The 25,611-nt window shown below is 55.5% G+C and carries 26 protein-coding genes and 1 pseudogene; 12 read left to right on the top strand and 15 right to left on the bottom strand.

Annotated elements, in window-relative coordinates:
* Positions 1-23: 23 nt before the first annotated feature.
* On the bottom strand, positions 24-983 hold the full coding sequence (locus tag KIN_RS20475; RefSeq protein WP_159810662.1) for a Bug family tripartite tricarboxylate transporter substrate binding protein: 960 nt from the start codon (positions 981-983) through the stop codon (positions 24-26).
* Between the two features lie 120 nt (positions 984-1,103).
* On the opposite strand from KIN_RS20475, the gene KIN_RS20470 reads away from it, so the two are divergent.
* The gene (locus KIN_RS20470; protein WP_159810660.1) at positions 1,104-2,045 is read left to right on the top strand and encodes an alpha/beta fold hydrolase; all 942 of its coding nucleotides are present in this window, start codon (positions 1,104-1,106) and stop codon (positions 2,043-2,045) included.
* Here the strand turns inward: KIN_RS20470 and KIN_RS20465 are convergent.
* From KIN_RS20465 to KIN_RS20455, 3 genes are all read right to left on the bottom strand, one after another.
* Positions 2,024-2,956: a LysR family transcriptional regulator gene (locus tag KIN_RS20465; RefSeq protein WP_159810658.1), complete on the bottom strand. Its 933-nt coding sequence runs from the start codon at positions 2,954-2,956 to the stop codon at positions 2,024-2,026. The genes KIN_RS20470 and KIN_RS20465 overlap by 22 nt on opposite strands.
* Positions 2,957-3,354: 398 nt before the next feature.
* Positions 3,355-3,807, bottom strand: coding sequence for a MarR family winged helix-turn-helix transcriptional regulator (locus KIN_RS20460; protein ID WP_159810656.1), 453 nt, complete (start codon positions 3,805-3,807; stop codon positions 3,355-3,357).
* Positions 3,804-4,940, bottom strand: coding sequence for an Acg family FMN-binding oxidoreductase (locus KIN_RS20455; protein ID WP_159810654.1), 1,137 nt, complete (start codon positions 4,938-4,940; stop codon positions 3,804-3,806). The genes KIN_RS20460 and KIN_RS20455 overlap by 4 nt, the downstream gene beginning before the upstream one ends.
* Positions 4,941-5,270: 330 nt before the next feature.
* Here KIN_RS20455 and KIN_RS20450 point away from each other — a divergent pair, with 330 nt between their 5' ends.
* The 5 genes and pseudogenes from KIN_RS20450 (at position 5,271) to KIN_RS20435 (ending at position 9,695) form a co-directional block, all read left to right on the top strand.
* Positions 5,271-7,043, top strand: coding sequence for a monovalent cation:proton antiporter-2 (CPA2) family protein (locus KIN_RS20450; protein WP_159810652.1), 1,773 nt, complete (start codon positions 5,271-5,273; stop codon positions 7,041-7,043).
* Positions 7,044-7,258: 215 nt separating this feature from the next.
* Positions 7,259-7,516 (top strand): annotated as a pseudogene (locus KIN_RS22735) (NAD-dependent epimerase/dehydratase family protein); the annotation flags it as partial.
* A gap of 9 nt (positions 7,517-7,525) precedes the next feature.
* A complete protein-coding gene (locus tag KIN_RS20445; RefSeq protein WP_243144993.1) occupies positions 7,526-8,137 on the top strand; it encodes a Rossmann-fold NAD(P)-binding domain-containing protein in 612 nt (203 codons plus the stop codon).
* Positions 8,138-8,205: 68 nt separating this feature from the next.
* A complete protein-coding gene (locus tag KIN_RS20440; protein WP_159810648.1) occupies positions 8,206-8,670 on the top strand; it encodes a hypothetical protein in 465 nt (154 codons plus the stop codon).
* A gap of 53 nt (positions 8,671-8,723) precedes the next feature.
* Positions 8,724-9,695 (top strand): dihydrodipicolinate synthase family protein, encoded by a 972-nt coding sequence (locus tag KIN_RS20435; protein WP_159810646.1) that lies wholly within the window; start codon positions 8,724-8,726, stop codon positions 9,693-9,695.
* Between the two features lie 6 nt (positions 9,696-9,701).
* Here KIN_RS20435 and traA read toward each other — a convergent pair whose 3' ends face one another.
* Positions 9,702-13,418 carry a Ti-type conjugative transfer relaxase TraA gene (gene traA, locus KIN_RS20430; RefSeq protein ID WP_159810644.1) on the bottom strand — a complete coding sequence of 1,239 codons (3,717 nt, stop codon included), beginning with the start codon at positions 13,416-13,418 and terminating at the stop codon, positions 9,702-9,704.
* Between the two features lie 229 nt (positions 13,419-13,647).
* Here traA and KIN_RS20425 point away from each other — a divergent pair, with 229 nt between their 5' ends.
* Genes KIN_RS20425 through KIN_RS20415 form a run of 3 tightly spaced genes read left to right on the top strand, consistent with a single transcriptional unit; the run spans position 13,648 to position 15,924 of the window.
* Entirely contained in the window at positions 13,648-13,896 is a 249-nt protein-coding gene (locus tag KIN_RS20425; RefSeq protein WP_159810642.1) for a TraC family protein, read from the top strand.
* 7 nt (positions 13,897-13,903) lie between these two features.
* Positions 13,904-14,125: a hypothetical protein gene (locus KIN_RS20420; RefSeq protein WP_159810640.1), complete on the top strand. Its 222-nt coding sequence runs from the start codon at positions 13,904-13,906 to the stop codon at positions 14,123-14,125.
* Positions 14,122-15,924 carry a type IV secretion system DNA-binding domain-containing protein gene (locus KIN_RS20415; RefSeq protein WP_159810638.1) on the top strand — a complete coding sequence of 601 codons (1,803 nt, stop codon included), beginning with the start codon at positions 14,122-14,124 and terminating at the stop codon, positions 15,922-15,924. The genes KIN_RS20420 and KIN_RS20415 overlap by 4 nt, the downstream gene beginning before the upstream one ends.
* A 14-nt stretch (positions 15,925-15,938) precedes the next feature.
* Here KIN_RS20415 and KIN_RS20410 read toward each other — a convergent pair whose 3' ends face one another.
* From KIN_RS20410 to KIN_RS20365, 10 genes are all read right to left on the bottom strand, one after another.
* Positions 15,939-16,871 (bottom strand): hypothetical protein, encoded by a 933-nt coding sequence (locus tag KIN_RS20410; protein ID WP_159810636.1) that lies wholly within the window; start codon positions 16,869-16,871, stop codon positions 15,939-15,941.
* 9 nt (positions 16,872-16,880) lie between these two features.
* Positions 16,881-17,303, bottom strand: coding sequence for a hypothetical protein (locus KIN_RS20405; protein WP_159810634.1), 423 nt, complete (start codon positions 17,301-17,303; stop codon positions 16,881-16,883).
* Positions 17,304-17,471: 168 nt separating this feature from the next.
* Positions 17,472-17,831 (bottom strand): DUF736 domain-containing protein, encoded by a 360-nt coding sequence (locus KIN_RS20400; RefSeq protein WP_159810632.1) that lies wholly within the window; start codon positions 17,829-17,831, stop codon positions 17,472-17,474.
* 424 nt (positions 17,832-18,255) lie between these two features.
* A complete protein-coding gene (locus KIN_RS20395; RefSeq protein ID WP_159810630.1) occupies positions 18,256-18,591 on the bottom strand; it encodes a single-stranded DNA-binding protein in 336 nt (111 codons plus the stop codon).
* Entirely contained in the window at positions 18,591-18,995 is a 405-nt protein-coding gene (locus tag KIN_RS20390) for a hypothetical protein (protein ID WP_159810628.1), read from the bottom strand. The genes KIN_RS20395 and KIN_RS20390 overlap by 1 nt, the downstream gene beginning before the upstream one ends.
* Complete coding sequence (locus KIN_RS20385; protein WP_159810626.1) at positions 18,995-19,465, bottom strand: hypothetical protein; 471 nt, start codon at positions 19,463-19,465, stop codon at positions 18,995-18,997. The genes KIN_RS20390 and KIN_RS20385 overlap by 1 nt, the downstream gene beginning before the upstream one ends.
* 180 nt (positions 19,466-19,645) lie before the next feature.
* The gene (locus KIN_RS20380; RefSeq protein ID WP_159810624.1) at positions 19,646-19,873 is read right to left on the bottom strand and encodes a hypothetical protein; all 228 of its coding nucleotides are present in this window, start codon (positions 19,871-19,873) and stop codon (positions 19,646-19,648) included.
* A gap of 494 nt (positions 19,874-20,367) precedes the next feature.
* Positions 20,368-20,622, bottom strand: a complete 255-nt coding sequence (locus KIN_RS20375) for a hypothetical protein (protein WP_159810622.1) — start codon at positions 20,620-20,622, stop codon at positions 20,368-20,370.
* Positions 20,619-20,948, bottom strand: coding sequence for a single-stranded DNA-binding protein (locus KIN_RS20370; protein ID WP_159810620.1), 330 nt, complete (start codon positions 20,946-20,948; stop codon positions 20,619-20,621). Before KIN_RS20370 ends, KIN_RS20375 begins: the two co-directional genes overlap by 4 nt.
* Before the next feature lie 997 nt (positions 20,949-21,945).
* The gene (locus KIN_RS20365; protein ID WP_159810618.1) at positions 21,946-23,400 is read right to left on the bottom strand and encodes an HD domain-containing phosphohydrolase; all 1,455 of its coding nucleotides are present in this window, start codon (positions 23,398-23,400) and stop codon (positions 21,946-21,948) included.
* Positions 23,401-23,511: 111 nt separating this feature from the next.
* On the opposite strand from KIN_RS20365, the gene KIN_RS20360 reads away from it, so the two are divergent.
* From KIN_RS20360 to KIN_RS20350, 3 genes are read left to right on the top strand one after another with little or no spacing between them, the layout of a single operon-like run.
* Positions 23,512-24,102 carry a hypothetical protein gene (locus KIN_RS20360; RefSeq protein WP_159810616.1) on the top strand — a complete coding sequence of 197 codons (591 nt, stop codon included), beginning with the start codon at positions 23,512-23,514 and terminating at the stop codon, positions 24,100-24,102.
* Positions 24,103-24,127: 25 nt separating this feature from the next.
* Positions 24,128-24,730: a cytochrome b/b6 domain-containing protein gene (locus tag KIN_RS20355; protein WP_159810614.1), complete on the top strand. Its 603-nt coding sequence runs from the start codon at positions 24,128-24,130 to the stop codon at positions 24,728-24,730.
* Entirely contained in the window at positions 24,727-25,434 is a 708-nt protein-coding gene (locus KIN_RS20350) for a molybdopterin-dependent oxidoreductase (protein ID WP_159810612.1), read from the top strand. Before KIN_RS20355 ends, KIN_RS20350 begins: the two co-directional genes overlap by 4 nt.
* Positions 25,435-25,611 lie beyond the last annotated feature (177 nt).

Raw genomic sequence — 25,611 nt, 5'->3', positions numbered from 1 at the left:
CCCGTCACAACGGTCGGAGCGGGTCAGCCGCGCATCCGTTCAATCGCCGGAGCATAGGCCCCCTGCCGTTCTTCGATAAAGGCTGGCACGTTCGCGAGCGGGATATCAACCACTTGATACCCAGCCTCGGTCATCTGGCGCTGAAACTCCGGGTTGGCATTCACTTGACCGATGACGTCCGAAAGCTGCTGTTGGACGGCTGCGGGTGTCCCCGCAGGCACAGCGACACCACGGTAGGCGCCACCGACGTGATCAAAGCCCAGCTCGCGGAAGGTTGGCACATCTGGCAGCGCTGCAACGCGGTCTTCGGTGGCAACGGCCAAGGTGCGCACCTGATCACCCGCGCGGACAGCCTGTGTGGTATAGGACATTCCGCCGCCAATCTGCCCGCCCAGAACGGCTGTCATAGCTGGAGCCGACCCCGAAAACGGAACGTACGTGACTTTGGCCCCGGTCAAATCACCAAAGATGACGGAGGCAAGATGGTTTGCCGTGTTGGTACCCGACCCTCCCATCGTCAGTGCGCCCGGGTTGTCAGTCGCAAAGTCGATCAGGTCCTGAAGCGTCTGGAACGGGCTATCGGCCCGGACAAGAACCGCATCAGGGGTATAATGAAAGAAGAAGACATTGTTGATGTCGGCGGTCTGATATCCCACGTCCTTCATGGCCGGTTGCAGGATGGTATGCGGCACGATGGTGTTCATGATGGTGTACCCGTCCGCTTCCAGACTATTGAGCTGCGCCCAGGATGTCGCCCCACCTGCGCCAGGCCGAGACGTGATCACGACCGATTGACCGGTAATCTCCTCCATGAACGGCTGCTGGAACCGGGCCGTCACATCAGACTCGCCACCCGGATTGAATGGGATCACATAAGTAATCGGACGGCTGGGCCAGCCCGCTTGCGCGCGCAAAAGGCTCGGAGCAGACAGTGTAGCGGCCCCGGCAAGAAGGCTTTTGCCGAAAGTACGACGATTTAGCATTTGGTTTTCCTCCCGTTGATCGGCTGCACAGTAGGCCAGGCAAGAAGAAAAGATTGAGCGCGAAACATTACACAATAATTCGTTGTTATTTCCGTTTCAGAAGCGTGGCACGCATGTCCCATGTTGACGCGAGCCTCTTTTCCAATCGACCCGACAACCATCCTCTTGACCGCAACGGCGGCGGATCAGTTCTTTGACGGTTTCGAAGATCGTATCTTGCATCTTCGAAACGGCCATGTCCGCTATCGCATAGGTGGATCGGGCCCCGCCATTGTGCTCCTGCATGGGCATCCGCAGACGTCGGCGATGTGGCATCATCTGGCTGCAGATCTTGCACGGGACCACATGGTGATCTGTCCTGATTTGCGCGGCTACGGGCGGTCTTGGAAACCCCCTGTGGTGGATGATCACTCCGCAATGTCCAAGCGAGAAATGGCAAGCGACATCATCTCGCTGGTCGATGCGCTCGGCGTTGAGCAGTTTGTTCTTGGAGCTCATGATCGCGGCGCGCGTGTGGCACATCGGCTTGCAGCAGATCACCCGGACAGGGTCCGCGTGCTGTTGCCGCTCGATATCGCCCCGACACGGGAAATGTACGCGAGAACCGACGCAGCATTCGCCGCGGACTACTGGTGGTGGTTCTGGTTGATCCAACCCGCGCCCATGCCAGAGCGCATGATAAGTGCCGATCCTGACTGGTACTGGTGCCGAAAGTGCTGCAAGGGACCAGCTGGATCTGGCATTTTTGTGCGACAGGCGCTTGAGGAATATCTGGACTGCTGGCGTGACCCAGACACGGTCGCATCAGCCTGCGAGGATTACCGCGCGGCCTGCAGTATCGACATCGCGCATGACAACGCCGAAACATCCCCCCTTAACGTGCCAGTTCACGCACTCTGGGGTAGCAAGGGTGCCATTGAACGCCATTTCGATTGTCTCGCACTGTGGCGCAAACGGGCGCGTCATGTTTCTGGCCAGGCGTTGGAAGGCGCGCATTTCCTTGCGGAGGAAGTTCCTGATGCCGTCATTGCGGAGTGGCGTCAGGTTTTGGCGGCGCTTTGACTTTGTGGTGCGAAGCGTGTTCTAACGTCGGATGCTTGCGCACGCACGAGATCAAGGAAATCGGTCAAAGTTTGGCTGCTCCCGTCACGTTCGCGCCAAGCCACGCCAAACTGCAGAACGGGGCTGTCGCGAAGCTCAAGAAACTGCACATCGGGTGAGCCCAGTTCAGACACCCATTGCGGCACAAGACCGATACCGGCCCCTTGCCCCACCAGCCGTAGCAAAGTGGACTTGTCGAGAACTTCCAGATCAATTGGAGGCATGGCACTCACGTCCCTGAAGCAGGCTTCAACCATCGACGCGAGATAAGCGCGAGAATGGCGCGGATATCCGATCAGACGCTCATCGAGCAAGTCCCCCGGTGACACGCAGGACCGTGCTGCCAAGGGAGATGTCGCCGTAACAGCGACCATCATCCGCTCCTCATAGAGCGCCTCCCACTCAATCCCGTCCCTTTGCACCGGCGGACGGAAGAAACACAAATCGATGCGGTGGCGCGAAAGCTCGTCCAGTTGCGCAAGCGAGCCAGTCACCTCAGTCAAATTAAGTCGTATTCCCGGATGCTGTTTCTGAAAAGCCGCGAAAATGGGCGGCAGCAACCACACCAGCGCTGCATCAATCCCGCCGATCCGCAGCCGATCTAGCCCACTGAGCGCGGCTGCCCCAGCCCGGTCGACCGCAGCATCCAAACGGTCCAAAACAGCACGACATTCCTCAAGAAAGACAGCGCCGGCCTGCGTGAGGCTTACATGACGAGTTGTACGAAACAACAAGGCAAACCCAAGCTCGTCCTCAAGCCGCTTCACCTGCGCGGACAAGGCGGTCTGTGCAAGCCCGACTCGCTCAGCGGCGCGCCGGAAGTGCAACTCCTCGGCCACGGAAATGAAGCACTTGATCTGCCGTAGGTCCATTTTGAGGGTAAGTTCTAACCTTTCGTGCGGATGCAAAAAATACGACTACCTTATGCGCTCGGACCCTACAGTCAAACCCGATCGCTTCGCACTGAAACCGGTTCTTTGTATCTCTACCGGGAATTCTGAGAAAGACCGTAATGGGTCTCCAAAAGCCGCATTGAAATGGCGTCGAGAAACGAACCAATCAAGTTTGGTTGGCACTCAGTCAAACCCTGTGATCTACCCCCTGAAAATTAGATCATTCGAAGCCGGATTTGTTCGCTAGAATTCACAGGCTGGGACAGGAGCGGATTCGTGAGAAGGCATCCTACTTCACGGAGCCACAGCAGTTTAAAGTGAAGAAACAACAACTCTTACATCGTGAACTTGTTGGCGAACGGACAAGTTGAAGACTGCTAGAGTCGGTGGTTGTCCAGGTGCATTCTTAGACGCTCCAGATCACCGCAAACACGACGCATTTGGACTAGCTGCTCCGGCCCAATGATCGAAACAACAGCCTCGGTAACTTTCTCGATGGCCTCTTTGTGAAAATCTCGACCTGATTGCGTCAAAACAACCAGTTTTCCACGTCCGTCGTTCGGGTCGGGCTCAGTCGATATGTAATTTCGCTCAACGAGTACTTTGATCGAATGACTCATTGTTGTCTTTGTCACCTGCATCGCGGATGTAATCTGGGCCGGACTTACTGCATCGCTTGTCCGAACCAGATGATTTATGATCGAGAAATGTGAAGGGTGAACTCCTTCAGGTAGGGTTTTTGCCAGCATATTGGTCGAAAGCTGGTGCAGAATCCCAACCTCTGTGAAAAACGCAAAGGCTTCACCTACATCTGACGTCTCTTCACTCACGCAGTTCCAATCTTACTGTCCAATGGCCACCTGGGGCTCACCGGTGTTGAGGATCCGTAACCAATTCTAGCCAGCATTTGAACCGTTCCGCCATCTGGAGCAAGACGCTCATGCGTTTGCGCAAAGATGTTCGCCATTTCAGGATATTCTTGCAAAGCCTGGCTAAGTGGATGAAAGGAGATCCCCTGCTCGGCACAAGCGAGGTTGACCCGTAACCAGTCAGCACCTGCATTGAGCTGATCAACCCGTGTGTTGTCGGGTGTAACCATCCAGATGTGTCCCATGGCGGATTCTGTATTTGCGAGAACCGCGGCCAGGCCTTGCGTATACGCAGTTGAGTTCACATCGAGGGACGCTTCACGGCTCATGAGGCCGGTGAGAGCGAGTGCTTCAATCATGGGCCCGCCAAGGTCGATGCCGTCAGGGCTTGCATTGATCTCACTCTTGCCGATGCGAAAGAGATCGACACTTTCCTTGTACGTATGTGGTGTCTCAATTTCAATTTTCAGAGCATCGCTCGTTAGAGTTCGCCAAAACGCAATATCAGCAGGATCCACTGACCCGCCCAAGACCGTACTGTTTGCCACATTTAGAATTGCTGCGAGGGTGCTTGTGTCGATATTGCGACCAGTATCGAATGGCTGCTTGTATGACCGCCTTTCCATCACTTTGGCAAAAAGCGGATCCGATTGAGGTTCAGTAGCCGTGAACTTTGCATAAGCGACTGGCCTGTTGTCCAAACCTGAAGCATCCTCTCCTTCCGGAAAGAGTTCCATTTCGACACTATAGCCGTTTGCGCTCGCGGCCATGCGCATCAGCTCGAGGAAACATCCCAGACCGATGGTGAGCTGTCTGTCAAACGGATCCGTATGCGGAAGCTGCTTGTTCATATCAAAGTAAAGCGCCACCCCATCGTCTCCTTCCAGATTTACAATCCATGGCTGACGATTGTGGGGGTTTGGAGCGAGGATTGCATAAGACAGAGCGTTCTTCCGTGGATCAGAATATGTCCCTGCCAAGGACCACGGCTCAAGTGCTGAAGTCGGCGTCCGGGTTGCTGCGAACACTCCCGCCCCGCCCGCGGCAGCAATAATCCCTCCTCCAACAATCTTCAGGAAATTTCGACGTTTCATACAAGATCCTCTAGTTCGATATCGAACCATTATAGTTTGATATCGAACTTGTCAACTCACCGCTAAGTAATAATTTTCCAAGTCGTCGCTGACCAAGAACTGCGACGGCATTGGGTCGTGCGGTAAAACTCGATGAATCAATTCGGTATGACACATCATCAGGCATGTAGAATGAGGAGGTGCTTCCGTTACCAGGTGCCCACTATCAGAACACCGAACCGGAACAGACCCAATAGCCCAACCTAGCGGGTGGAAAACGACAGTGACACTCTAAGTCACACAAGAAGGCTTTTTGAGCCCAACGCCACACGACATTAGAGAGCCGAAAAGATGCCAGAATTCTCCCCGTCACAACTCCAGATCTATTTCTGGGAAGCCCTGGCCATCATTCTCGTGGCTTGCATCTGTGTCCCGCTCAGCCGCCGCTTGGGGCTTGGACAGATCATTGGCTACCTGCTGGCAGGCGTCGTAACCGGCGTCATGCTGTCACTCAGCTTTGAGGCCAACCCGGAAGAGTTGCTGCAGTTTGCTGAGTTTGGCGTGGTCCTGTTTTTGTTCGTGATCGGTCTGTCGTTCCAACCTGCGAAGCTTTGGGCACTTCGACGTACGATCTTTGGGCATGGGCTGGTTCAAATTCTGACAACAAGCCTGGTTTTGTCGCTCCCTCCACTTTTGGTAGGGTTTGAATGGAAGGCATCGCTGGTCATTGGCATGGGGCTGGGGCTTTCATCAACCGCATTGGTCATGCAAACTCTCGACGATGCCGGATTGAGAGATAGCCCATTTGGGGAAAGAACCGTGGCTGTTTTGCTTTTCGAAGATCTCTCGATCGTCCCGTTTTTACTTATCGTTGCGCTGTTAGCACCTGTCCAAGACGCTCAGGTGCCCTGGAGCGAACGATTTGTGGCGCTAGCAGCAGCTGGCGGCGCAATCATAGGTCTCATTCTAGCAGCACGCTACTTGCTCAATCCGATCTTCACAGTTCTTGCGCGCACTGGCGTGCAAGAGTTGATGACTGCGGGTGCTCTAGGCGTAGTCATCGCTGCCGCACTCCTGATGGACCTTGTTGGGCTGTCTTATGCCATGGGAGCTTTCATCGCCGGGGTCATGCTCGCGAGCTCCAAATTTCGGCACGAAGTTGAAGCAAATATTGAGCCCTTCCGTGGCTTACTCTTGGGTCTGTTTTTTATTGCTGTCGGGCTGTCTCTGGATCTGTCGGTTGTCGTCGAAAATTGGCTGACAATCATTCTGGCTGTGCCGCTCCTTATGCTCGTCAAAGGCCTCACGGTTTATGCGGTAAACCGCTTCTTTCAACCAAATCCGGAAGACGCCACGCGTATGGCATTTGCTTTGGCGCAACATGGCGAGTTTGGATTTGTGCTCTTTGCCGCGGCTGTCGGCGTGGCAGTCCTGGATCAGCAAACGGGTTCGTTGCTCGTATGTATCGTGACACTTTCCATGGCGGGCGCTTCGCTTCTGGACACGGTCCTGAGCAGAAGAAAGCCAGCGGCTCGCATACTCGATGAGAACTTTGACGGCGCGCACGGCGAGGTCCTGCTGATTGGCTTTGGGCGCTTCGGTCAGCTGGTGTCCCAACCTCTCAATGAGGCCGGACTACAATTGAGAATACTGGACAACGACGCCGACAGAGTAGAAGAGGCCCGTTCCTTCGGGGCCAGAGTTCATTTTGGCAACGGTATGCGCCGAGATGTTTTGCGCGCCGCGGGCGCAGCTTCTGCCCGGTGCGTCATCATCTGCATCGACAAGCCCGACCAAACAGATGCAATTGTTGCCCTCATCCGAAGAGACTTCCCTCATCTTCGCATCTTTGTTCGAGCGTTTGACAGGCTCCATGTCATCGGTTTGGGACAAGTAGATGGAGTCGTACGAGAAACCGCTCCTGCGGCGCTGCACCTTGCCGATTTGGCACTGAAGGCCATGGGTTTCGATGACACCGAAGCAGCACAGAATGTCAGGATTGCCGCCACGAAGGATGAAGCGCGTCTGCATCAACAGATCCAGGACGCACCGGAGGACGCCACACGCGCAGCACTCGTTGCGTCTATAAAGCCCAAAGCTCTGTTCGAACGCGCAAAGCGGTAGGGTTCAGCTTAGTCGCACAAAACAACGCAGACAGCTATCCGGAAACCCCGCAGCGCAAAGCCGGTCACGCTCTCAACCTGTGGACGAACCCTGTCTCAGCGTGTTCCATGAGACCGCAAACGGAATCTAGAAATCAGCCAAAAGCAGAATATTCACAGCAATTGGAGCGCTAACATTCCTCAAACGGTTTTTAGCTGAATGGGGTAGATTTCGAAATGGACGTATTGGTTACGGGAGCAACGGGATTCATTGGCAGCGCGGCATTGCGCTCAATAGAAAAGCGTGGGCATAAAGCTACAATCGTTGCCAGATCCCAACAGGACGCCGATGCTTTCAAGGCTCGTGGTCACAACGCACAAATTGTAGATTTGACAGATCTCTCCGGACTTCGGGATATCGCACGACACAATCATGCTGTCATCCACTGTGCAGCCAGTGACAACCCTAATTTTTGGCCAATCAGTGAACGGGCGGCCACAGCAATGATCGAAGGCCTCCCAGACGGAGCTGGCTTTGCGACGCATGGCGGGACCATTCTCTTTGGTCAGACAGGTACGACACCGGAAGCGCCAAGAACTTTTGCGCCACCCCCACCTCTCGTGCGACGTTCGCAGGTAGATGAACGCATTGAACATGCGGCTGGGGACCGGTTGACAACCGTTTTCGCCTACGGAGCGTTCGTCTATGGCGGTCAAGGTGCTGCGCTGCCCGGCTTGATGAAAGCGAGTGCATCCAAGATGGGTGTGGCTTGCTACCCTAAAAATGGATCTGGATTGTGGTCGACTGTTCATGTCGATGACTTTGGGGCCCTTCTTGTTGACGGCGTTGAAAAGGCACCAATTGGTCACCACAAGGTGTTTGCAGCTGATACAGCGGTCACGATCAAACAAGCCGCCGAAGCGACCGGTCAAGCCCTGTCATTACCCGTTCGGTCCGTTGAAGGGGAAGAAGCTCAACGCGCCTTTGGCTTCTTTTCCCAAGCGCTCTCAGGGAACCAATGCTACTCAGCTGAGCCAGCAAAAACAGTCTGCGGCTGGCAGCCGGAACAATCCAGCTTCCAGGCCTTTGAAATGTCGTTCGGGTCAGAGGCATGAACGCTCAACTTTCGAAGATGGAAACATTTCCAGATCCGCCCGGTCGTGGCTTCTGAGGACGAAAAGACATGAGTGAAACTTCAGAAGTATTGTCCGGTGGTTTGATGCGGCTGCTGGCGGGGAATTTCGCGCTTCTTTTCAAAGCCAGATACTTATCATGGCAAGAGGTTGCTGAACAGCAAGGCGATTTACGCGCAGTCGTGCGTCAGGATCACCGTGATCTAAACGAATCTGTAGATGCACTTGCAAGAATGATTGTTGGCCTCGGTCGCAGGATTCCACCCAGCTATCACGAATTGGTACAAGGTTCATCTTTCTCAGAGAAGCTGCTCGCCACGAGTGTCCACGAAATGATCCGTGAAATCGCAGAGGATCATCGGCAAGCAATAACAGACATCGATCTATTAATGGCCGTACTTCCCAGCAACATTCACGTCGGTGATCTTCTCAGAAACCTACGTGTTTGTCACACAACATCGCTGCAAAGCCTGTTGCTGATCCTTGCTTCTGACAGAAGTTCACTTCCGAACTAGCGAAGGTAAAAGAAGTCCAATCATCCGGCAGAGCAAGTGAAGGGAGGGAGACCTTGATCCTTTCGGCCCAGGAAAATCAACACCCGTCACCGGTTGCTTTATCGGGGGGCGTTATCATTTCGCTGATTACACCAAGACATGTCTCTCCGACGGTAGCCGGGGATATTGTCAGTGAACAAGTCCAAAGGCTTCACCATATCGAAGGCGTGACGGGTTTCCTAATCAAAGCGCGCGAACCAAACGGAGTTCGGCTTAACAACCAGGATGTCTCATTCCTTCTACGCGCAGTAAAAGAAAAACTGGCACGTGGAAAACTGCTGATTGCTGACTTGGGGTTCCTTACCAGTGATACTGCACAGAATGCGGCTGGGTGGACACATGCGGGCGCAAATGCACTGATGACCACGTTGAATATTCAGGCAGTTGAAACTGCGGACATCTCCCAAATTGCAGGGATCGTCGAACAAACGCATCTGTTGGAGCGCATGCGACTTCCTGTGATCCTGAATGAAACTCGCAGAGAATTCCGTCGCTTCGATGCCTATAAGCGGAACTTGCAGCACGCCGTTGCAAAAGCTGATAACGTAGTTGGAGTTTTCTTCGGCTATGACGACAGGACATCAGCCTATGACGAAAACTACTATGCGATAAAGGCTATGGATCGTCCCGTCGCTTGCTTTACCGGATCAGAAACAGCACTCTTTCATAACCTAAATACCGGGGCCGACGGTGTTGTATCAAAGCTTGCTTTTATCGCCCCTCACGAGGTCGTCGCACTCTTCCGCGCCTCACGTTCTGCTCGCTTCTTCGATGCGCAAGTGATGCACAACAAGCTGTCTCCGTTGGTCGAACTCGTTGGAAATCGACCTCCACCGGAGCGCGAGGCTGTCTTTTATGCGATCGCAAAAAGGCGTGGATTGCTTGGATCGACGGAACCTGATGGTGAGGATCTGCAATTGGACCCAGCCACGATCCGAAGGATTGATGAAACGCTGGAAGCGGTGGCTCTCATACCGATCGACTGAGCTGGCCTATCGCTCAATGCCGCGACCTGAGGCTTTGCCCAAGTCTCGAGACCGCTCATGCTGTTGGACCTGTGTCTGCAACTTCTTAATAGCGGGTAAGGCGGTTGCGACACCATCGAGACGGGTCATCACAGTGGCTTTCTCGGCAGGTTTCATACGCTGAAATGCGGGGTCGACAGCCCGCCCCGCTTCTATGGTTGCTCGCCCACGCCCATACCTATCGTTCAAGCTTTGTTGGAACTGAGACACTTCATTCAAGGCAGCGCCATTCTTCAGCAGCTCCGATGACGCGCGCAGTTTCTCGTCCCCGTTGGGCATCTTATCGACGCTCTTGACGTCCTCAACGAAGCGCTGAGCCTCTGGCGACAAGTCACGGATCGGCACGGCGATAGCAGCTCTCGTCTGATCGTGGCGCGATTTGATTTGACCTTCAGTTTGATCAATCGCGGCACCAACTTTGCTGGTGTGCTGGATAAAGGCCGGGATGTGTTTGAGTGCCTCGCGCTGTTCGGCGTTTGCGATACCTAGTCGCGAAGTGCCTTTCACATCGCCCAATGTGGCCGGCTCTCGAAAGAGTGCCTCTGAGACAGTGTCTGCTGTTTGGCCCCTCTGGAACCGATCCACAAGTCGCTCGACAGCCCGGTCCGGCTGGACATAGATCCGGCCTGCAATGTCTTTTGCCGTCGCGATGACCGGCTCCATGGAGGGGTGTTGTGCTGCTTGGACGCGCAACCTCTCCGGCGCAATGGCGGGCATATCTCGCACGCCTTCGATGAGAATCTTCGGGTCAGACATGGGTGGTCTCACTTTCTCTGTGGGTGTGTCAGGAAGGAGTGGAGCGCGGACATCCTGTGCTTTCAGCGGCTGCAGAGTGGTTTTGTGTTCCGCCCATTGCGCAGCGAAGAGGGTCTGCCAATTTTCCTGCGCAAAGCTCTGCCACTCTGAAGACTGACCACGCAGAAGAACGCTCTCAGATGTCGGCGCGTGAGAGCCATGATGCAGGATGGCCTCCTCACCGAACTGTGCGCGCACGCTCTTGTTGAAGTCACGGAGTTCCTTTGCACCGTCCGAGACATTCAACTCGTAATGGGCACGACGCTTAAACCGACGGACAGCACGTCCAGCCGTCGCTTGCGCCTGCAGATCGCGCCCCAATCGACGCCCTGCCTGATGGACACGATGCGGGATTTGCGGCGGCAAGGGACGTTGCGCTTGATGCAAGCGCACAGCGGCTTGTGCATCGGACCCTAGCGACAGATGCGAAGATCTGCGGTCGACAGGCCGTTCGACCCGATCAAAATGCTGCGCCAAACGTTCCAGACGTTCGCGCAAATAAGCAAGATTGGACCGGACGAACTCGACGACAATTCTGGTGGTGGGATAGCCACGCCGCTCTGCAAACCCTTGGATTGCGTCCTTGTAGTCAACCGTACTGCGATAGAGCGCCGTGGAATCCTGCAGTCTGTCTTGGGCCATCTTCTCGACCATCTCGCCTTGGGATCGAAAATCCTCGCGGGAGACGTAAAGCGTCACATCCTCACGGTGTCGGGTCAGTGCCACGTAGGAAAGTTGCGCATCCATGGTGGGCGAAAGATAGACAAAAGACCGATCAACGGTGTTGCCCTGTTCTTTGTGGATGGTGCGCGCGTAACCGTGATCGAGGTGGTTGTATTCATGGGCGCGGACGACAATCGGATCGAGATGCCCATCGACTATAACTTCCAGCCTATTAGGTTCGGCACTGCTCACTGTCCCGGTTGACCCATTGAAGACATTGAGACTTCGTTCGTTCTTCAGGAAGAGGATCCGGTCTCCTTCCGCAAAGCTGCGCGCCCCACGCTCAGCTGTAAACGGGGTGTCCTCGCCTAAGGCCCGAGCGTCCTGCAACGCGCTTCTTGCATCCGCATTCAGAGCAAGAACATCTTTGTTGCGATGCGCCATGATGGTGACATCGGCCCCGGCGCGATGATGCGGCATCCACTCTGCGATGAGTGCGGCGCGCGCCTCTTCCGAGGTCTCACTCCAGGCGAATTTGTCTTGATCGACGTAAGCTGCCACACCGGCTTCTGCATCGCCCGATCCAAAAGCAACAGCCGCCTCGCGCATCCAGCGCTCGGATTGGCGAACAACCGTATCGAGCTCAGCATAGCCGGTCACATCGACAAAGGCGCGGAAGGCAGCACCGGCTTGAATGGGTTGCAGCTGACGCGCATCGCCGAGGACAATCATCTTGGCACCAGCTTCTGCCAGGCGTCCCGTGATCCGCTCCATTTGATCGGATGAGACCATGCCGGCCTCATCCATGATGAAGACAGTCTTGGCATCGGGGAGCATGTTCCCCCTGCCCCATTGGTGTTCCCAGGAGGCCAAAGTCCGGCTTTCCACGCCCGCCTCGGACCGTAGGTTGTCGGCCGCAATCCCTGCGAGTGCGCCACCGACAACAGTATACCCTTGCTGCTGAAGAACTGTTCGGGTCGTATGAATGGCGGTTGATTTCCCCGCACCCGCATAGCCAACAAGGGCTGCAGCACCGGCCTCTCCGGTCAGATGACGCACCACCATTTTCTGCTGATCCGTGAGCGCAAATCCCCGCTTGACCTCAAAGCTTTCAAAGGCGCGGTCCACCACGTTGGCCGGTGCGGCCCAGGTTTGCTTTGTCGCGAGCCGCTGGATGTTTTGAACCATCCGATGCTCAAGCACGACCATGCTGCGCGTGGAGAAGAGCGCCTCACTGGTCTCGTCTCCAGTGAAGGGATCAAAGGAAGGCGCTGCGACGGGAACCAGCTCCTCATGCGCGCCCACGCGGTAGAAGAGCGCCTGAAACTCTTCCGGCGAACACTCGGATTTATGGATTTCGCGTGCGATGTCGTGACGCGTAAAGACTGCCTTCTGCGTTGTGATCTTCTTCAGCACCAACGCCGGATCATCGGCAAAGAGCTCGTAGTTTTGCCGCGCGGCCGTGCGGGCTTTCTCAGCCAGCTCCGAAGGCTCACCGCGCGCATCCATGTTGTCCGCCGCCGGCCCGCGATGTGTCGAGGGAACGGCATCGATCCCCATCTCTTCAAAGGACCGATGATCGACCCGTATGTCATGACCATGTTTGGCAAGGTGGTGGTTTTGGATCTGCGCCCAAGCCTCCCGCATCTCTATGAGCCGCTCCGGGCTGCCGGAGAATTGGGTATACCGAATCTTTCCATCTGACACGCGAAGCGGTGCACCATCTTCGCCAAGGACGGCAACGCGCTTGGGTCCAAATCCGTCATCGGTCAACGGCCGCAGCGAGGTCATGACATGGACATGCGGGTTGTTCGGCATGTCATGGTAAGCCCAATCGGCAACAATTCCATGCGCGCTGAGCTCTTGCGCGACGAAGTCTCGAACGAGCGTGATGTTCTGTTCCTGGGTCAGCTCGTTTGGGAGTGCCAGAACAATCTCGCGCATCAGCTGCGCGTCTTTGCGCGCCTCTGCCTGCTCCACGGCGTTCCAGAAAAAGGCGCTGGCCTCCGCCGCGGTGTGCGATTGCGCAACCCGCGCAATCCAAGTGGGTGCTCCTTCCGGCACCACAAACTCGGAATGGGCATTCCCGCCTTTGCGGGAGTAGTCGATCTCCTCTGCCGTCTCTTCCCGCTCCATCTTCGCGCAATGGCGATATGCGGCGGCGGCCACTGCGGACCGCCCGGCTCCTTTGCCAATGATCTGCGCTGACAAATGGTAGATAGCCACCTTTCTTCTCCTTTTTGGCACCTCACCGACCACAACCCGACGCACACAATCTCCAAGCGCCGGAGCTCTCCACCTCCTCGCGGCCCGACCAGGCCACGCATGTCGCTTGCGACGTATAAGTGCGCCGTTATCGCTCTTTACTTGATACATATATCGATATATGTCAACGTTATATATAACGTTATAAAATCTCACTTGAAATCACTGCGCTGCAGAGAAGGAGGCCCTCATGGCCCGCAAACCAAAGTCCGTCGCCGACTTCGACGAAGAGATCAGAGCCCTGCAAGCCAAGCGCGCAGAGGCGCTCGAGGCCCGTGCCGCGCATATCGGGAAACTTGCCGACAAGGCCGGACTGACCATGCTCGAGTTTGCCGATGATGCTTTGCTCAAGGAGTTCAAAGCGATCGCGCAACGATTTCAAAACCAACCCAAAGCCGCGCCTGCTGCACCGGTTGGACGCGCAGATCAAACAACTTGAGCAGCAGATGCAACGTGCGAAACATGCGGAGCGTCGACTTGCAACGCGCAAGCGTCTTGAACTGGGCGAGGCGGTTGAAGACGCAAGTGCAGGACATCTGTCACGCGCGGACTTGATCGCAATATTGCGCGCCCATGTCGACGGCCAGCATTCGCAAAGCTTGGAAAAGGCCGGGTCGCATGGGCGTGAACCGACGCCAATCGCAGCACGCCAAGGCCGACTGAAATGATCCGCAAACCGGAAGACCCACCCTATCGGGCGATCATCATCACGGCCGTTCTGGCTGGTCTCGCCACAATTGGTTTCGGCATCTACGCATTCCTGTTTGAAGAGTTTCGCGCGACCGGGGGCGGTCTTGTTCCGCTACAATGGGACTACGTGAAAGCCTGCCTTAATCCGTTCGATCAGGCCTATTGCGCGCAGATCCAAGCCGCGCTGGAGCCTGCATCGGCGGAGCGCTTTTACCTTTTTTTGATCACCGGGGCATCGCTCGCCCTCCTCGCCATTGGTGCTCTGGGCTACCTGATTTGGGAAGCGGGCCTGCGGATCAGGCCGCTCATTGTGAAGACTGGATTGTCTGTTGCCAGCGAACGCCAGTTGGAAAAAGCCTCCCAAGGGGAGATCAAACGCAACGCAGCCGGGCTCTCTTGGTTCGGGCCGTTTCAGCTAAGCCGGTTGCGCGAAGTGAACCACTTCCTGATCTACGGCGCAATTGGTGGCGGCAAGACCCAGACCATCCTACCTTTGCTGCGGTCTGTGATGTCGCGCGGCGACAAGGCGGTCGTCTTCGACTTCAAAGGTGACTACACACGCATGGCCTATTCATTGCCACCAGGAACAAAAGAGAAGGCGGAGCCGCTGATCCTCGCCCCCCATGATGCCCGCTCTGTGATATGGGACATCGCGAATGATTTGGTGGTCGAAGAAGACGCAATCGAGGTCGCCAACCGTATCATCCCGGAAAGCAAGGATCGGTTCTTTTCAGACTCGGCCCGTACGATCCTGGCGCTCTGCATCATCACCTTGATGAAGACCAAACCGCGTCGTTGGACCTGGTGGGAGTTGATGGAGACAACGCAATTGCCTCTTGAGACGTTGCAGGAGTTTGCGCGCAAGTATCACCGGGATGCGATGATCTATCTGAACGCCGACTACCGGCAAGTGGCAGCAACGATCTCGACCATGGCGGCGGGCCTGGGTGCGGTCCGGATGCTCGCCTATGGCTGGCGCAATGATGCGCACCAACGCCAAACCTTCTCCTTGAGGCGCTGGCTCCTGGATGAAGGGACGAAGGATCGCACGCTCGTTCTGCAGCGCTCGGGTCGGTTTCAGGATCAATCGGAGGGATGGATTTCGGCGTTTCTGACGGTGATGTCTTCCTCGGTGTCCGATGTGTCGTTTGGCGAGAATGACGAACGGCGCGTGTGGCTCTTTGTCGATGAGTTCGCGCAACTGCCGAAGGTGCATCGCTTCGAGGCCATGGTGGAAACGGGTCGCTCAAAAGGCTTGGCTGTCGTGCTGGGCATCCAGGGGTTGGAACAGCTGGTGGCAAAATACTCGCAACAAGTCGCCGACCAGATTGAGTCCCTCATTGGTACGAAGGTGATCGCAAAGATCAATGTGGGCCAAACCGCGCGTCGCCTTGAAGAGCAGTTCGGGAATTCGATCCTGATCACCTATCGGCGCGACACGGATGGGTCCGGTCGCCTCAAATGGATACGGGACGAGAAGCGCGAACCGGCCATGCATCGCACGGATTTCCAAACCGAGCTCGGGCCCCTTCTGCACAAAAGGGGTGTCTATGTTCTCGTCAGCGGGATTGGTAAATACATCTACCGCGTGCTGGTGCCGTATTCGAAGTCAGACGAGTTGCGCGAGGCCGAACGCGCTGCAGGGTGGACCACCAAACTGCGCGAGATCTTCGATGATGAAGAGGCGATTGCCCGCCAGGAAGATATCACGGCGCAGGAAGAGATGCGGTTTGGCACGCGGGAAATGGAATCTAGCGGCCACGAGATTGAGCGATGATCGCAGCGGCCAACTCAGCTTTGGGCCTGCAAGATGAACGCCTGAGCTTGAAACACTGTTGCGACTTCACGCCCGAAATCAGACAGGCCCGCGCGATCTTCGTCCGCTTGTGAAAGTGGGATTGGCCGAGGGCGTGGCAGCGCGACAGCCTCAGGTTCGGGGTCGATGACTTTGAAACTGTCACTAACGAGGGCGTGACGTTCCACAACATCGGTGGCATCACTGTCTTCTTTCGCAAGTCGATCTTCGGCGCGTTGCTTTTCGACGGCTGCAGCGCGGATTTCGTGCAGGCGCTCACCCGCCTCGCGCGCGGTTCGCAAGTCCTCCATCCAATTCGGCAATAGATCCCGCAGCGGTGTCTTGGCCTCTTCGAGAGCTCGAGAAAGGCCGACGCGCACACGATCAAAGGCCAAGGCTGGGACAGGTTTGGGCTTTGAAAACAGAAAGCAGTTGCCGTCCGCGAAGGAGAGGCCGTTGAAACAGATCGTGTGCCTGAGGCCATCCTCAATGGGACCGATCTCATTCGGGCGTACGTAGAGCGTATTGTCGGAAACAGACCCTCTGGTCCAGAACCGATTCAACGCAGCGTAGGTGTAGAAGTTGGGCGCGGAATAGAAGACGTGGGCATGCGTCTGGTTGAGCGCGACCAGCATCTCGTGTTGTTTCGAGACGTCTGAACTGGTGATCGCAAAGCGCTTGTAGGGCGCTTGAATGACATCGGGGTGGTTCTGCGCTTCTTTGGCCCGGTTGGTTTTCAGATGCTCAGAGAGCTTGAACTGCAGATAGAGCGGTACGGCACCGAGCGACATCTCAACATCGTAGCCGCCGCCGTCCGACCCTTCCATGATGAGGCTTGGAAAAACCGGCACGGCGCGGCACCCCAAGAGATGCGCGAGCTCAGAGACCAGCGAAAAGCCAAAGGTAAATTCGGAGAACTCGGCGCGCATCTCGACGGCTTAGAAGGTGAACACGCCGGACTGGCTTGAACGTGGTTTGATCACCTTGCCATCCGCACCTTTCAGGATCGCCATCTTGGGGTTGACGGAGTAAAGGCCATTGCGATTGTGCAAATCGAGCAGGCCGTTTTCGTAGAAGCGCGACCGCCAGCGTTGAACAGTGACGTAAGACATGCCGACGCGCAATGCGCTGTCTTCCAAACCGCCGATATAGCCATCAATTTGAATGTCCTGGCAGATATCTGCTAGCACCCGCGCGGCACTGTTTTCCTTGGCCTTGCGGTAGTGGACCTTTACCTGGCGAAAGATATCGATGTTCACGCCCAACTCGCCCGCTTTGAGCGCGGCGGCTTTTGGTGCTTCGTCAAAGAACTTCACATATGCCGTGTCGAAGAGTTCCTTGGGATCAAAATGCGGTGTCATGGTGCGTCTTCATGTTGGGGCCTAGAGCATCCTCAATTATGTCGTTTTCCGGGAGGATCCTCCTCGTTCGTATCGTTAACTTATGGCGATATACCTGTTTTGTCATCTGCACAGCCTTTTCGTTTCTGAAATGACCGGGACAGCCTTTGCCCCGGTCTCTCGTTCGGGTCAGGCGGCCATCTGGGAGGCAGAAGCTTGCGGCTCACGAGCGGACCACAGCATGAGGTGTGTGACGTTGTCTTCGCCGATCTGGTCGAGGGCAATGACGTTGGCGTAGATTGCCATCGCACCGAGCTCAGGCGCTGCCATCTTCACCGAGAGATACTCGTTGCCAGTGGTCTCGGACATTTTCTTCCAGGCCGCCCCGATCTCATAATCGCCATTTGCGAAGATGCGGTAGTCAGGCTGGTCGCCATGGGCTTTGGCGTTCGGCACGATCGAGATGCGGGTGCGCACGGCCATGGTGGCGAGGGTTCCGACGAAGATGTCTTTGTCGTTTTTGGTGAGAGATGCGAGTTTGCTGCTCATGGGTCCGATCCTTTTTGATACAGTCAGGAGGTATTTCCTGATGGCACTGGACAGCATGGGGTCCGCCGAGAAAACGCACCGAGAAAAACCCGAAGGGAGCGGCCCGCAGGCGAAGCCGAGGACACGGGAGGGATTTTCGAGATTGCGTTTTGGAGCACCCATGCCCAGTGGTGTCGATTAGGAAATGCCCCCTGACGGTCGTTCAAGAGGAAGGGCGACCCGGATGAGCGAGTGCCGTCATCTTACAGATACGACCAATCACGACTCTGAATTCCAGTCACAAGAAGGTTCGCTCCAACCGCTATACGACCAAGTGAGCACGCTGTTGTTTGCGACTTCTACCGATCCTCTTCGAAATTATTGACGAGATCGGCCCTGGCGACATGAAAATGCCTGATCACCGCGGGCCCTCGTAAGACAGATGTCAGGCACGCGGGCCATCAATGTGCTTATGCAAAAGGTCAAACGCCGTCACAACCAGATCGACAGTGCGTCTCTTTGCATTGCTGTCATCGGTGAACGATGTCGTGCGGACATATCCTTGGAATGAGACCAGGTCCCCGGGGGCCAAAGCGGACTGAAGACGATCTCGTAACGGGGCCCTATAACAGACGATCGTGTTCCAATGGGAAGTCGATGTTGAGCCTTCGCCGGCAGTAAAATGATCCCGTTCATGCACGACCGTCATGACAAGCGCATTGGGATAGGGTTTGATCGTTCCAACACGGACGTTGGCCACCCATGTAAATGACCCGGCCATCAGCGACGCCAATCGATCGGGAGCCTGCGTCTGACCGGCTCCGCGCGCCCGTGTTTGGTCATGACCGCGCCAGTCGCAAGCGTGGTGGTTTGGCTCCGCGGCAAGTCCTCCCCATATCGATCATCACGCAAGCCTTCGATTGTGATCGGCACGGCCGATGGGGATCCTCCACGCTGACGGATCGTTAGAGAGGCGAGAGCTGGCACCTCGATGCGGTTGCCGTTCAGTTTCGGCCTGCTGATGCTATGAAGGTGCCCGTCTTCGCTGCGCCAACATTCCATATTTCCGGAGAGACTGCGGGTGATGCGCCTCCCCTTTGCCCCACAGATACTCCATGCGTTGGTGCCAAGCTCTGGCGCGTCAGAGCACATCGCGTTGGGCAGGGTTGTGCAAGAGCCGGCCATCAGTATTTGCGTTGCTCTGCCGTGAAGTCGCTCAAAAACGTCCACTCGATCAGTAGCCCATTGGAATGGAATGCAGCGACAACCATGGCGTCTTCGCCGTAATAGCCATGCACCGCATTCGTGTAGTCCTGCACATGCTCGACAAACTGCGGGTGATCTGAAGGTACAGGAAAGCGTTCTGCGCCAACAATCTCATGATCTTTCAGGGCCACGAGGTGCCAGCCTTTGTCTCGAATATCGTAGGACAGGACTTCTTCGGCCGTCAGCTTGGTTCCGCGTATGGGGCTTGCCTTGGATCGATCAACTGGCAGGGAGGCGCGGGCATGCAGGCTAACGGTTTCGCGGCGCCGCCGCAGATGGTTAGCCAAAAGCAGAACCAGATCATCGAACCGACCGTCATCGAGCGCCTTGAGGCAGCTTTGTCGGAAGGAGATCACCCCTTGGGGAGAAGCGCCTGATCGATCGTCCATCACTACCACATCTTAAAACTTATCGTTATGTATATCGTTACATAACCCAAGCGGGAATGGAATACACGCTCTGCACGTGGATCGAAGCAAATGTCCGGTGTTTAGCATACGGCCAGACAAGCGCTGGAGGCCAACCCAATTATGACCTATGGTTAACCGGTGGCCGAAGCCAGTGGACGTTTAGCGCGTCTGAGCATGCAGGGCGGCGGTGAAGAGGTCCCCACGACCCGAAAAGCAGGCGAACAGCTCATCAGCTACATACCGCTGCAAGATCTGATCGGACAATTGAAGGTCGTTCTTTTTCAAATAGGCGGCAAGCTGAAGGAATGCTTTGTCGGCCTCGGCATTGGTCAATGCATCGAGTAAAAACTGGGCCTCTGCCTCTGATAAATGAGCCTTCTTCGCCAATCTACGCCCTCCTGAGACCGAGGCTGACCACCCCAAGCCGGGTGTTAGAAACCTTCACTGGAAAGGCGCGAACGCTTTTAGGCGCGAGCGCCTTGGACATAGCGTCCGCCACCCGGCCGCTCAAACTCAAGGGCCGTTGGTGGTTTCCAGTGTTGAGGTTTCTAAGCCTCACACCTTCTAAGGAAGATGCGGGGTCACTATGCGCCCTACGTGCTCAAAACGCAATCGAAGCCGTTGAAGAGCGGTCTGTGGACCGCATACCAGGGTGATGTATCGGCAGGTTTAGGCCTCAGCCTGCGCGAGCGATCGTTACCGGATGGCGAAGACCGCTTGCGGGCTTCGGGAGCGCAGCGAGTAGAGCGCGGCCGGTACGGCGCGCCCAGACAGAGCTCACAAAACCCATGGACCGATGGCTCCCGACGTGCCGCACGTCTCGATCAAACTGGCTCAGCGCATCCCAAAAAAAGATCACTCAAGCCGGGATAAGACCTGGCTCATTGAGCCAGATCTGCGTTGAGGGCGTCGTAATAGGCGATGCGGGCTGCGGTGGCTTTCTCGCGGAGATGATCGATCTCTTCGGCATCGAGATTTGCGGCGCGTGCCCTTGCGAGGATATCATCCGCCCGATCTGCAGCGCGTTCGGCGATATCGAGATGGGCTTGAAGCTGCATCTGGTCCTCCAGGGTGAGTGTTAAGCCGTCGGGGAGAAGGTGGTCGCCGACGGGCCACCAGCTGCCGGCGGCGCTCATTGAGCGTCCGCCTTGAAGGAGAGGATTTCGAAGGACTGTGCGACTAGGGCTGTCTTGTAGAGTTTGGTATCGTTTTGCTCATAGGCATTGGTCTGGATGGTGCCTTGGAAGATGACGAGGTTACCCTTTTGGCCGGCCTTTGCATTGGAAAGGCGTTTGCGCAGGGCGGGGTTGAAGACGGTGACGTTGTTCCAGTCGGTCTCTGTCACCCATTCGTCGCCCCGTTTGACGGAGCGGTCTGAGGCGATTGAGACATGGGTGACTTTTTCGAGGGTGTTGAGGTTTCCGATGCGGCCGATGATTTGGAAGGTTGCTGCGTTGATCATGACTGTCTCCTTTGGTGTGTCGTTTCGATGGGTCGTGCCAAGGCAGACGGTTCTCGGCCGGTGAAACACCGGAGGGCGCACTGGCGCGGCCCGCAGGCGAAGCCGAGGACACGGGTGGGCCCGGAGCAGCGCAGCTGTTTAGTGATTTTGCCGGACGAGGTTCTCTGCCACGTCCCATCCCTTCAGAAACGACAGGCCAAAGGAGCCGGACATGAGGGACCTGGCCACCTCACCTATCTACCCGCTTGGAAACCAGCTGCACCAGAAATCGCGCAGGTGTTAGAAGGATTAGGCCGAATGGTCACGGGGCTGCTGCGAGGGTAACAGGGTCGGATTGGACCGGCGCAGCGGGCGTCGGACCCTCCTCAAAGCAAACGCTGCTTGGATACATGCGACGGAACAAAAGCCCCCTCAGAAGACCGAAGACCACCCGGCACCCTCCCTGCTTTTAGGCCGTGGCGCGGAAGACCTTAGACGCACGTTTGCTGCGGTGCTTCAGATTGAAGACGGCTTGTACAGTGAGCTGGTGAAACATCGTCCGGGCGCGCCGATAAGATGATGGTGGCGATCTATACTACTGCCTGGGACAACTCATTCGGCCTGGCAGTGAGGGCAGCCGACACGGCTGCCAACGTCAGTGCTCAATGAGACGTCAAGTTGAGTTGGTCCTCGGTTCTTTCTTGAGGCATTGGCACCAAATCCCTTGCATGGAAGGACAGGTGTCTTTTTGATCCAGCTTCGCATCCTAAAGGGTTCGTCCCTTGACTGGTTGGTGCTATTCTGTGGGTAGTTGATCCCGCCATTTTGGGTTCCTCAATCACAGCACAAGAAATTCTATCGTTAATCCCAAAAAAATATCCATTAAACCGAGGGCCTTTTGTGTTTGTTATGACGCACTTTTTGCCAATTCGTCGCAAACTTGAGCGAACTGGAGAGGAACGATTATCATGTGAGTGCAGAGGCTGAGTCCAACGACTAATATTCACTCCCCGATGCCTCAGTGCTTTGAGAACTGACCCATTTCGAGGGCCTTCAGCGTTGCCGCCGCTCGGGTTCGAACGTCAAGCTTCAAGTAGATGCGTTCGAGATGTGTGCTCACGGTCTTTGGGGATACACCGAGATCCCGCGCGATTTGTTTGTTCGGCACACCAGTCGCCAATTGCTGAAGCACTTCGGTTTCTCGTGGTGTCAGAAGTTCCTCATTCGCGTGAAACTTCGATCTCTTCCTTTTAGAACCAAGGCTGACCAAAACCGCTTCGATGATCCTTTCATCAAACCCGCCCGCGTATGCTTCGCTTGCAAACATTGATCGGATGGCTTCCACCTTGATCTTGCCTTCAACGATGCAATCAGGCGCCTCAACGACAGCGCGGACGACCTGTATCAAGCGTGCTTCCAACGAAAGCGATTGCGCCGCAAGTCCTTTCCCCAGACCACGACCATCGAGCCGTTCGTAGGCCTGCCCAGCAAGTTTGATCGCTGCACCAAATTCAGGAATGCGAGATAGGATCCGTTCTGTCCAATGAGGGACTAGGAGTGAGGCCTCAGACGAAAGTGAGAGTTTCGTGTTTGAGACGGCGACGCGGCCAATTCCTGCCACGGCCGCTGCAATTTTCAACTTCGAAACAGCATTCTCCAAACCGAGTTTGGGTACTACTTTTTCCACGATTTCTACTGCTACACGACAACACCCCTCGTGTCCGGGAACTTTGATATCGGTGAAGTCGCCGAGTATCAGTGCAGCGCTTTCACCGGATAGTTCGGGGCGATTTGTCTCGCCGACACTGCTTATCGATACATCCAGAAGATCAATAGACTTCAATTCTTCGATCCAGGCAGGCAGACGAATTGCTGCCTTCTGAGCCAAAGAAGTATCATACCTTTTCCCAGCTCGGCTGGAGATTAGAACACAAGCGTGTGGAACTCCGTATGTCCGGGAGAATACCTCGGCATCACCCGCAAGCGCGACATACTGAGCTGCCTCAGCAATGTCTTCTCCGCTCTTTCCCGATGGTAACCCGCTGCCATCCCAAGCCTCGAAGATGTCCATGACCGACTCGGCGACTTCCGGGAGTAACCCAATCCGTTCCGAAAGAATTGCTGTGGCTTCGCAGTGGGCAAGTGCTAGTGGCTCTATCGCGGCGTGGAGTGAACCGGCCGGCGGGTCTGCATCGACAAATGGGTTCCGGTCGGCAATCATTTGAGCGCGCCCGCGCACGTCATCTCCAAGCAAGTCGGAAAACTCGCGCGCATTTGCCGTACATCCAGCCCAGCGAACCAGTGACAGTTGAACTGTGCAGCGTTTGACAGCTTCGCTGGCGCCAAATTCGGTTGCAATTTTTTCCGCAAGACATGCCACAGCAGGGCTGTGCTCAGGTGGTTGCCCCATCGATAGGTCCCCGGCGAATGCCAGAGCTGCGAGCACTTCGTGGTTCAATGACTGTGTTTTCATTCTTATGATCTACCATGCTCATCTTTGGTTTGGGTCGGGTATCTACCCGATATGAAATAGGGCCTCAAAGTGATCCCCTTCTGGTACTGAAGCCAATGAGAGGATCATCTAATGAACACCAAATTTTTCTTGCTAGGAGCGGCACTTTCTTTGACTGCCCATGTCGCCTTTGCAGACCCGCTCCGCGTAAGAGGCACCGTATCGGCATTCGACGGTTCGGTGGCAGTGGTAGAGAACGCGGCGGGCCAAAGCATTGAAGTCAAGCTAACCGAACCAGTCGTCTTGATGTATCGCGACATTTCGTTATCCGACCTTCCGCAAAACGCCTATATCGCCGTGCCTTCCATCGACGCCCCTGATGGCAACCGTCGAGCTCTGGGGGTTATTGTATTTCCTGAACAGATGCGCGGGATGAACGAAGGCTTCAAAGTTTGGGATCTGGGCCCGGAAAGCAAAATGACCAACGCCACCGTTGCTCAAGTTGTTGCGCGCGGTGGAGAGAATATCCTGACAGTGACTTATGGCGGGGAACAGCAAACCATCTATGTTCCGACTTCCGCGCCGATCAACAGCTTTTCTCCCGATCCGGATGAGAAGATCAGCGTTGGCGACAACGTCGTCATTTTTGCGGATGAAAGTGACGGCGTAGTTTCGGGAAAGTTTGTCGGCAAGCACGAGAACGGTGGATTGCCACCCGTTTGAACGAAACCTAGCCGGAGGACTGATAATGCCTAAAGCCTTTTCTCCACTCACGCGACTGCTGCACTGGTTAAACGCCGTGTGTGTCCTAGGTCTTACGACGTCCGGCTGGGCCATCTACAATGCCGCTCCATTTTACCCTTTCGAGTTCCCAAAAGAGATCACTCTGGGGGGCTATCTGACACCAGCACTGCGTTGGCATTTCCTGTTCATGTGGGGTCTTATGTTCGGGGCCACTCTTCAGATCTTCTTGCGTGTGTTTCTTGCGCGCGGTGGCCCAGCCCTTTCACCCATTCACAGCAAGATTCTCGCTGAGGAGTTTGTAGATACTTTGAAGCTGAGGCTCATGCACTCAGCGGGCATCTACGTGCACACACAACGGCTTCTATACCTGACCGTTTTCGCACTGTTCGTACTTGTGATCTTGTCAGGCCTTGCTCTTTGGAAGCCAGTTCAGCTGCAATTTATCGCGGAAGGTCTCGGTGGTTATGAAGCTGTACGGCGTTGGCACTTTTGGTCCATGGCTGGACTAGTCGGATTCATCCTCATTCACGTGGCGATGGTTATGATCGTTCCATCCACACTATTGGTGATGCTTTTTGGGGCACAGCCTGAGAAGGAAAAAGAATGAAACACAGGCTCAGTCGACGTGGTTTTTTTGGAGGACTGGCAGGGATGACTTTTGTTGGAGGGACGGCTGGAGTGATGTCTTTCCCTAGTTTGAGAGAGCCCGCCTTGGATCGCGTTTCAGACTTTAACGACAAGGTTCAGGACGTTCTGTTTGATCCAACCACGTTGGCTCAGGTTTATGAACCATCAGATGTTACTTCGCCATTTCCGTTCAATGCCTTCTACCCAGAGAGCTACGCCCCCAGGATACAGGGTTCAGACTGGCGGCTTAGTGTTGATGGCTTGATTGAAAAACAGCACGATTTCTCGATATCTGAGTTACGCGCTTTCCCTCAGGAAACTCAAGTAACGCGCCTGATATGCATTGAAGGCTGGAGCGCCGTCGGTGAGTGGTCAGGGGTTCCTCTTTCAAGCGTTTTAAACTTTGTTGGCGCGGACTTGTCCGCCAAGTTCGTCGAATTCCGTTGCGCAGATGACTATCGAACATCCATCGACATGAAGTCTGCTTTCCATCCTCAAACAATATTAGCGTTAGATTTTCTTGGTCGTTCACTTCCAGTTCCTTATGGAGCACCCTGCAGATTGAGGATCCCAACAAAGCTTGGTTTCAAGAACGCTAAGTCCATCACTGAAATCAGAGTGACCAACGTGTACCCTGGTGGATATTGGGAAGATCAGGGCTACAACTGGTTCGCAGGGTTGTAGCTCCAAAGAAAACTTGGTGTCACGCTCTGTGACAGGTCGATTGCGATGCCACAGTTGGTTTAATGCTTGTGCCTCGCCTGTGCCAGAACCAAGCTCGAAGTCTTTCTGAAAGATGCGCTTGTGACCATCATCGAAAGGGAACGTGAACTTGCCGTAGAGGCCTCTAAACCTCCGGCA

Source organism: Litoreibacter roseus (assembly GCF_009811795.1).
Classification (GTDB): Bacteria; Pseudomonadota; Alphaproteobacteria; order Rhodobacterales; family Rhodobacteraceae; genus Litoreibacter; species Litoreibacter roseus.
The sequence above is the reverse complement of the archived record's forward strand: the minus strand, read 5'-3'. Positions and strand labels throughout refer to the sequence as shown.

Coding starts and splice junctions, on each gene's coding strand:
- KIN_RS20475 (WP_159810662.1), bottom strand. CDS start 983: ATGCTAAATCGTCGTACTTTCGGCAAAAGCCTTCTTGCCGGGGCCGCT.
- KIN_RS20470 (WP_159810660.1), top strand. CDS start 1,104: ATGTTGACGCGAGCCTCTTTTCCAATCGACCCGACAACCATCCTCTTG.
- KIN_RS20465 (WP_159810658.1), bottom strand. CDS start 2,956: ATGGACCTACGGCAGATCAAGTGCTTCATTTCCGTGGCCGAGGAGTTG.
- KIN_RS20455 (WP_159810654.1), bottom strand. CDS start 4,940: ATGAAACGTCGAAATTTCCTGAAGATTGTTGGAGGAGGGATTATTGCT.
- KIN_RS20450 (WP_159810652.1), top strand. CDS start 5,271: ATGCCAGAATTCTCCCCGTCACAACTCCAGATCTATTTCTGGGAAGCC.
- KIN_RS20445 (WP_243144993.1), top strand. CDS start 7,526: ATGATCGAAGGCCTCCCAGACGGAGCTGGCTTTGCGACGCATGGCGGG.
- KIN_RS20440 (WP_159810648.1), top strand. CDS start 8,206: ATGAGTGAAACTTCAGAAGTATTGTCCGGTGGTTTGATGCGGCTGCTG.
- KIN_RS20425 (WP_159810642.1), top strand. CDS start 13,648: ATGGCCCGCAAACCAAAGTCCGTCGCCGACTTCGACGAAGAGATCAGA.
- KIN_RS20420 (WP_159810640.1), top strand. CDS start 13,904: ATGCAACGTGCGAAACATGCGGAGCGTCGACTTGCAACGCGCAAGCGT.
- KIN_RS20415 (WP_159810638.1), top strand. CDS start 14,122: ATGATCCGCAAACCGGAAGACCCACCCTATCGGGCGATCATCATCACG.
- KIN_RS20410 (WP_159810636.1), bottom strand. CDS start 16,871: ATGCGCGCCGAGTTCTCCGAATTTACCTTTGGCTTTTCGCTGGTCTCT.
- KIN_RS20405 (WP_159810634.1), bottom strand. CDS start 17,303: ATGACACCGCATTTTGATCCCAAGGAACTCTTCGACACGGCATATGTG.
- KIN_RS20400 (WP_159810632.1), bottom strand. CDS start 17,831: ATGAGCAGCAAACTCGCATCTCTCACCAAAAACGACAAAGACATCTTC.
- KIN_RS20395 (WP_159810630.1), bottom strand. CDS start 18,591: ATGGCCGGGTCATTTACATGGGTGGCCAACGTCCGTGTTGGAACGATC.
- KIN_RS20390 (WP_159810628.1), bottom strand. CDS start 18,995: ATGGCCGGCTCTTGCACAACCCTGCCCAACGCGATGTGCTCTGACGCG.
- KIN_RS20385 (WP_159810626.1), bottom strand. CDS start 19,465: ATGGACGATCGATCAGGCGCTTCTCCCCAAGGGGTGATCTCCTTCCGA.
- KIN_RS20375 (WP_159810622.1), bottom strand. CDS start 20,622: ATGAGCGCCGCCGGCAGCTGGTGGCCCGTCGGCGACCACCTTCTCCCC.
- KIN_RS20370 (WP_159810620.1), bottom strand. CDS start 20,948: ATGATCAACGCAGCAACCTTCCAAATCATCGGCCGCATCGGAAACCTC.
- KIN_RS20365 (WP_159810618.1), bottom strand. CDS start 23,400: ATGAAAACACAGTCATTGAACCACGAAGTGCTCGCAGCTCTGGCATTC.
- KIN_RS20360 (WP_159810616.1), top strand. CDS start 23,512: ATGAACACCAAATTTTTCTTGCTAGGAGCGGCACTTTCTTTGACTGCC.
- KIN_RS20355 (WP_159810614.1), top strand. CDS start 24,128: ATGCCTAAAGCCTTTTCTCCACTCACGCGACTGCTGCACTGGTTAAAC.
- KIN_RS20350 (WP_159810612.1), top strand. CDS start 24,727: ATGAAACACAGGCTCAGTCGACGTGGTTTTTTTGGAGGACTGGCAGGG.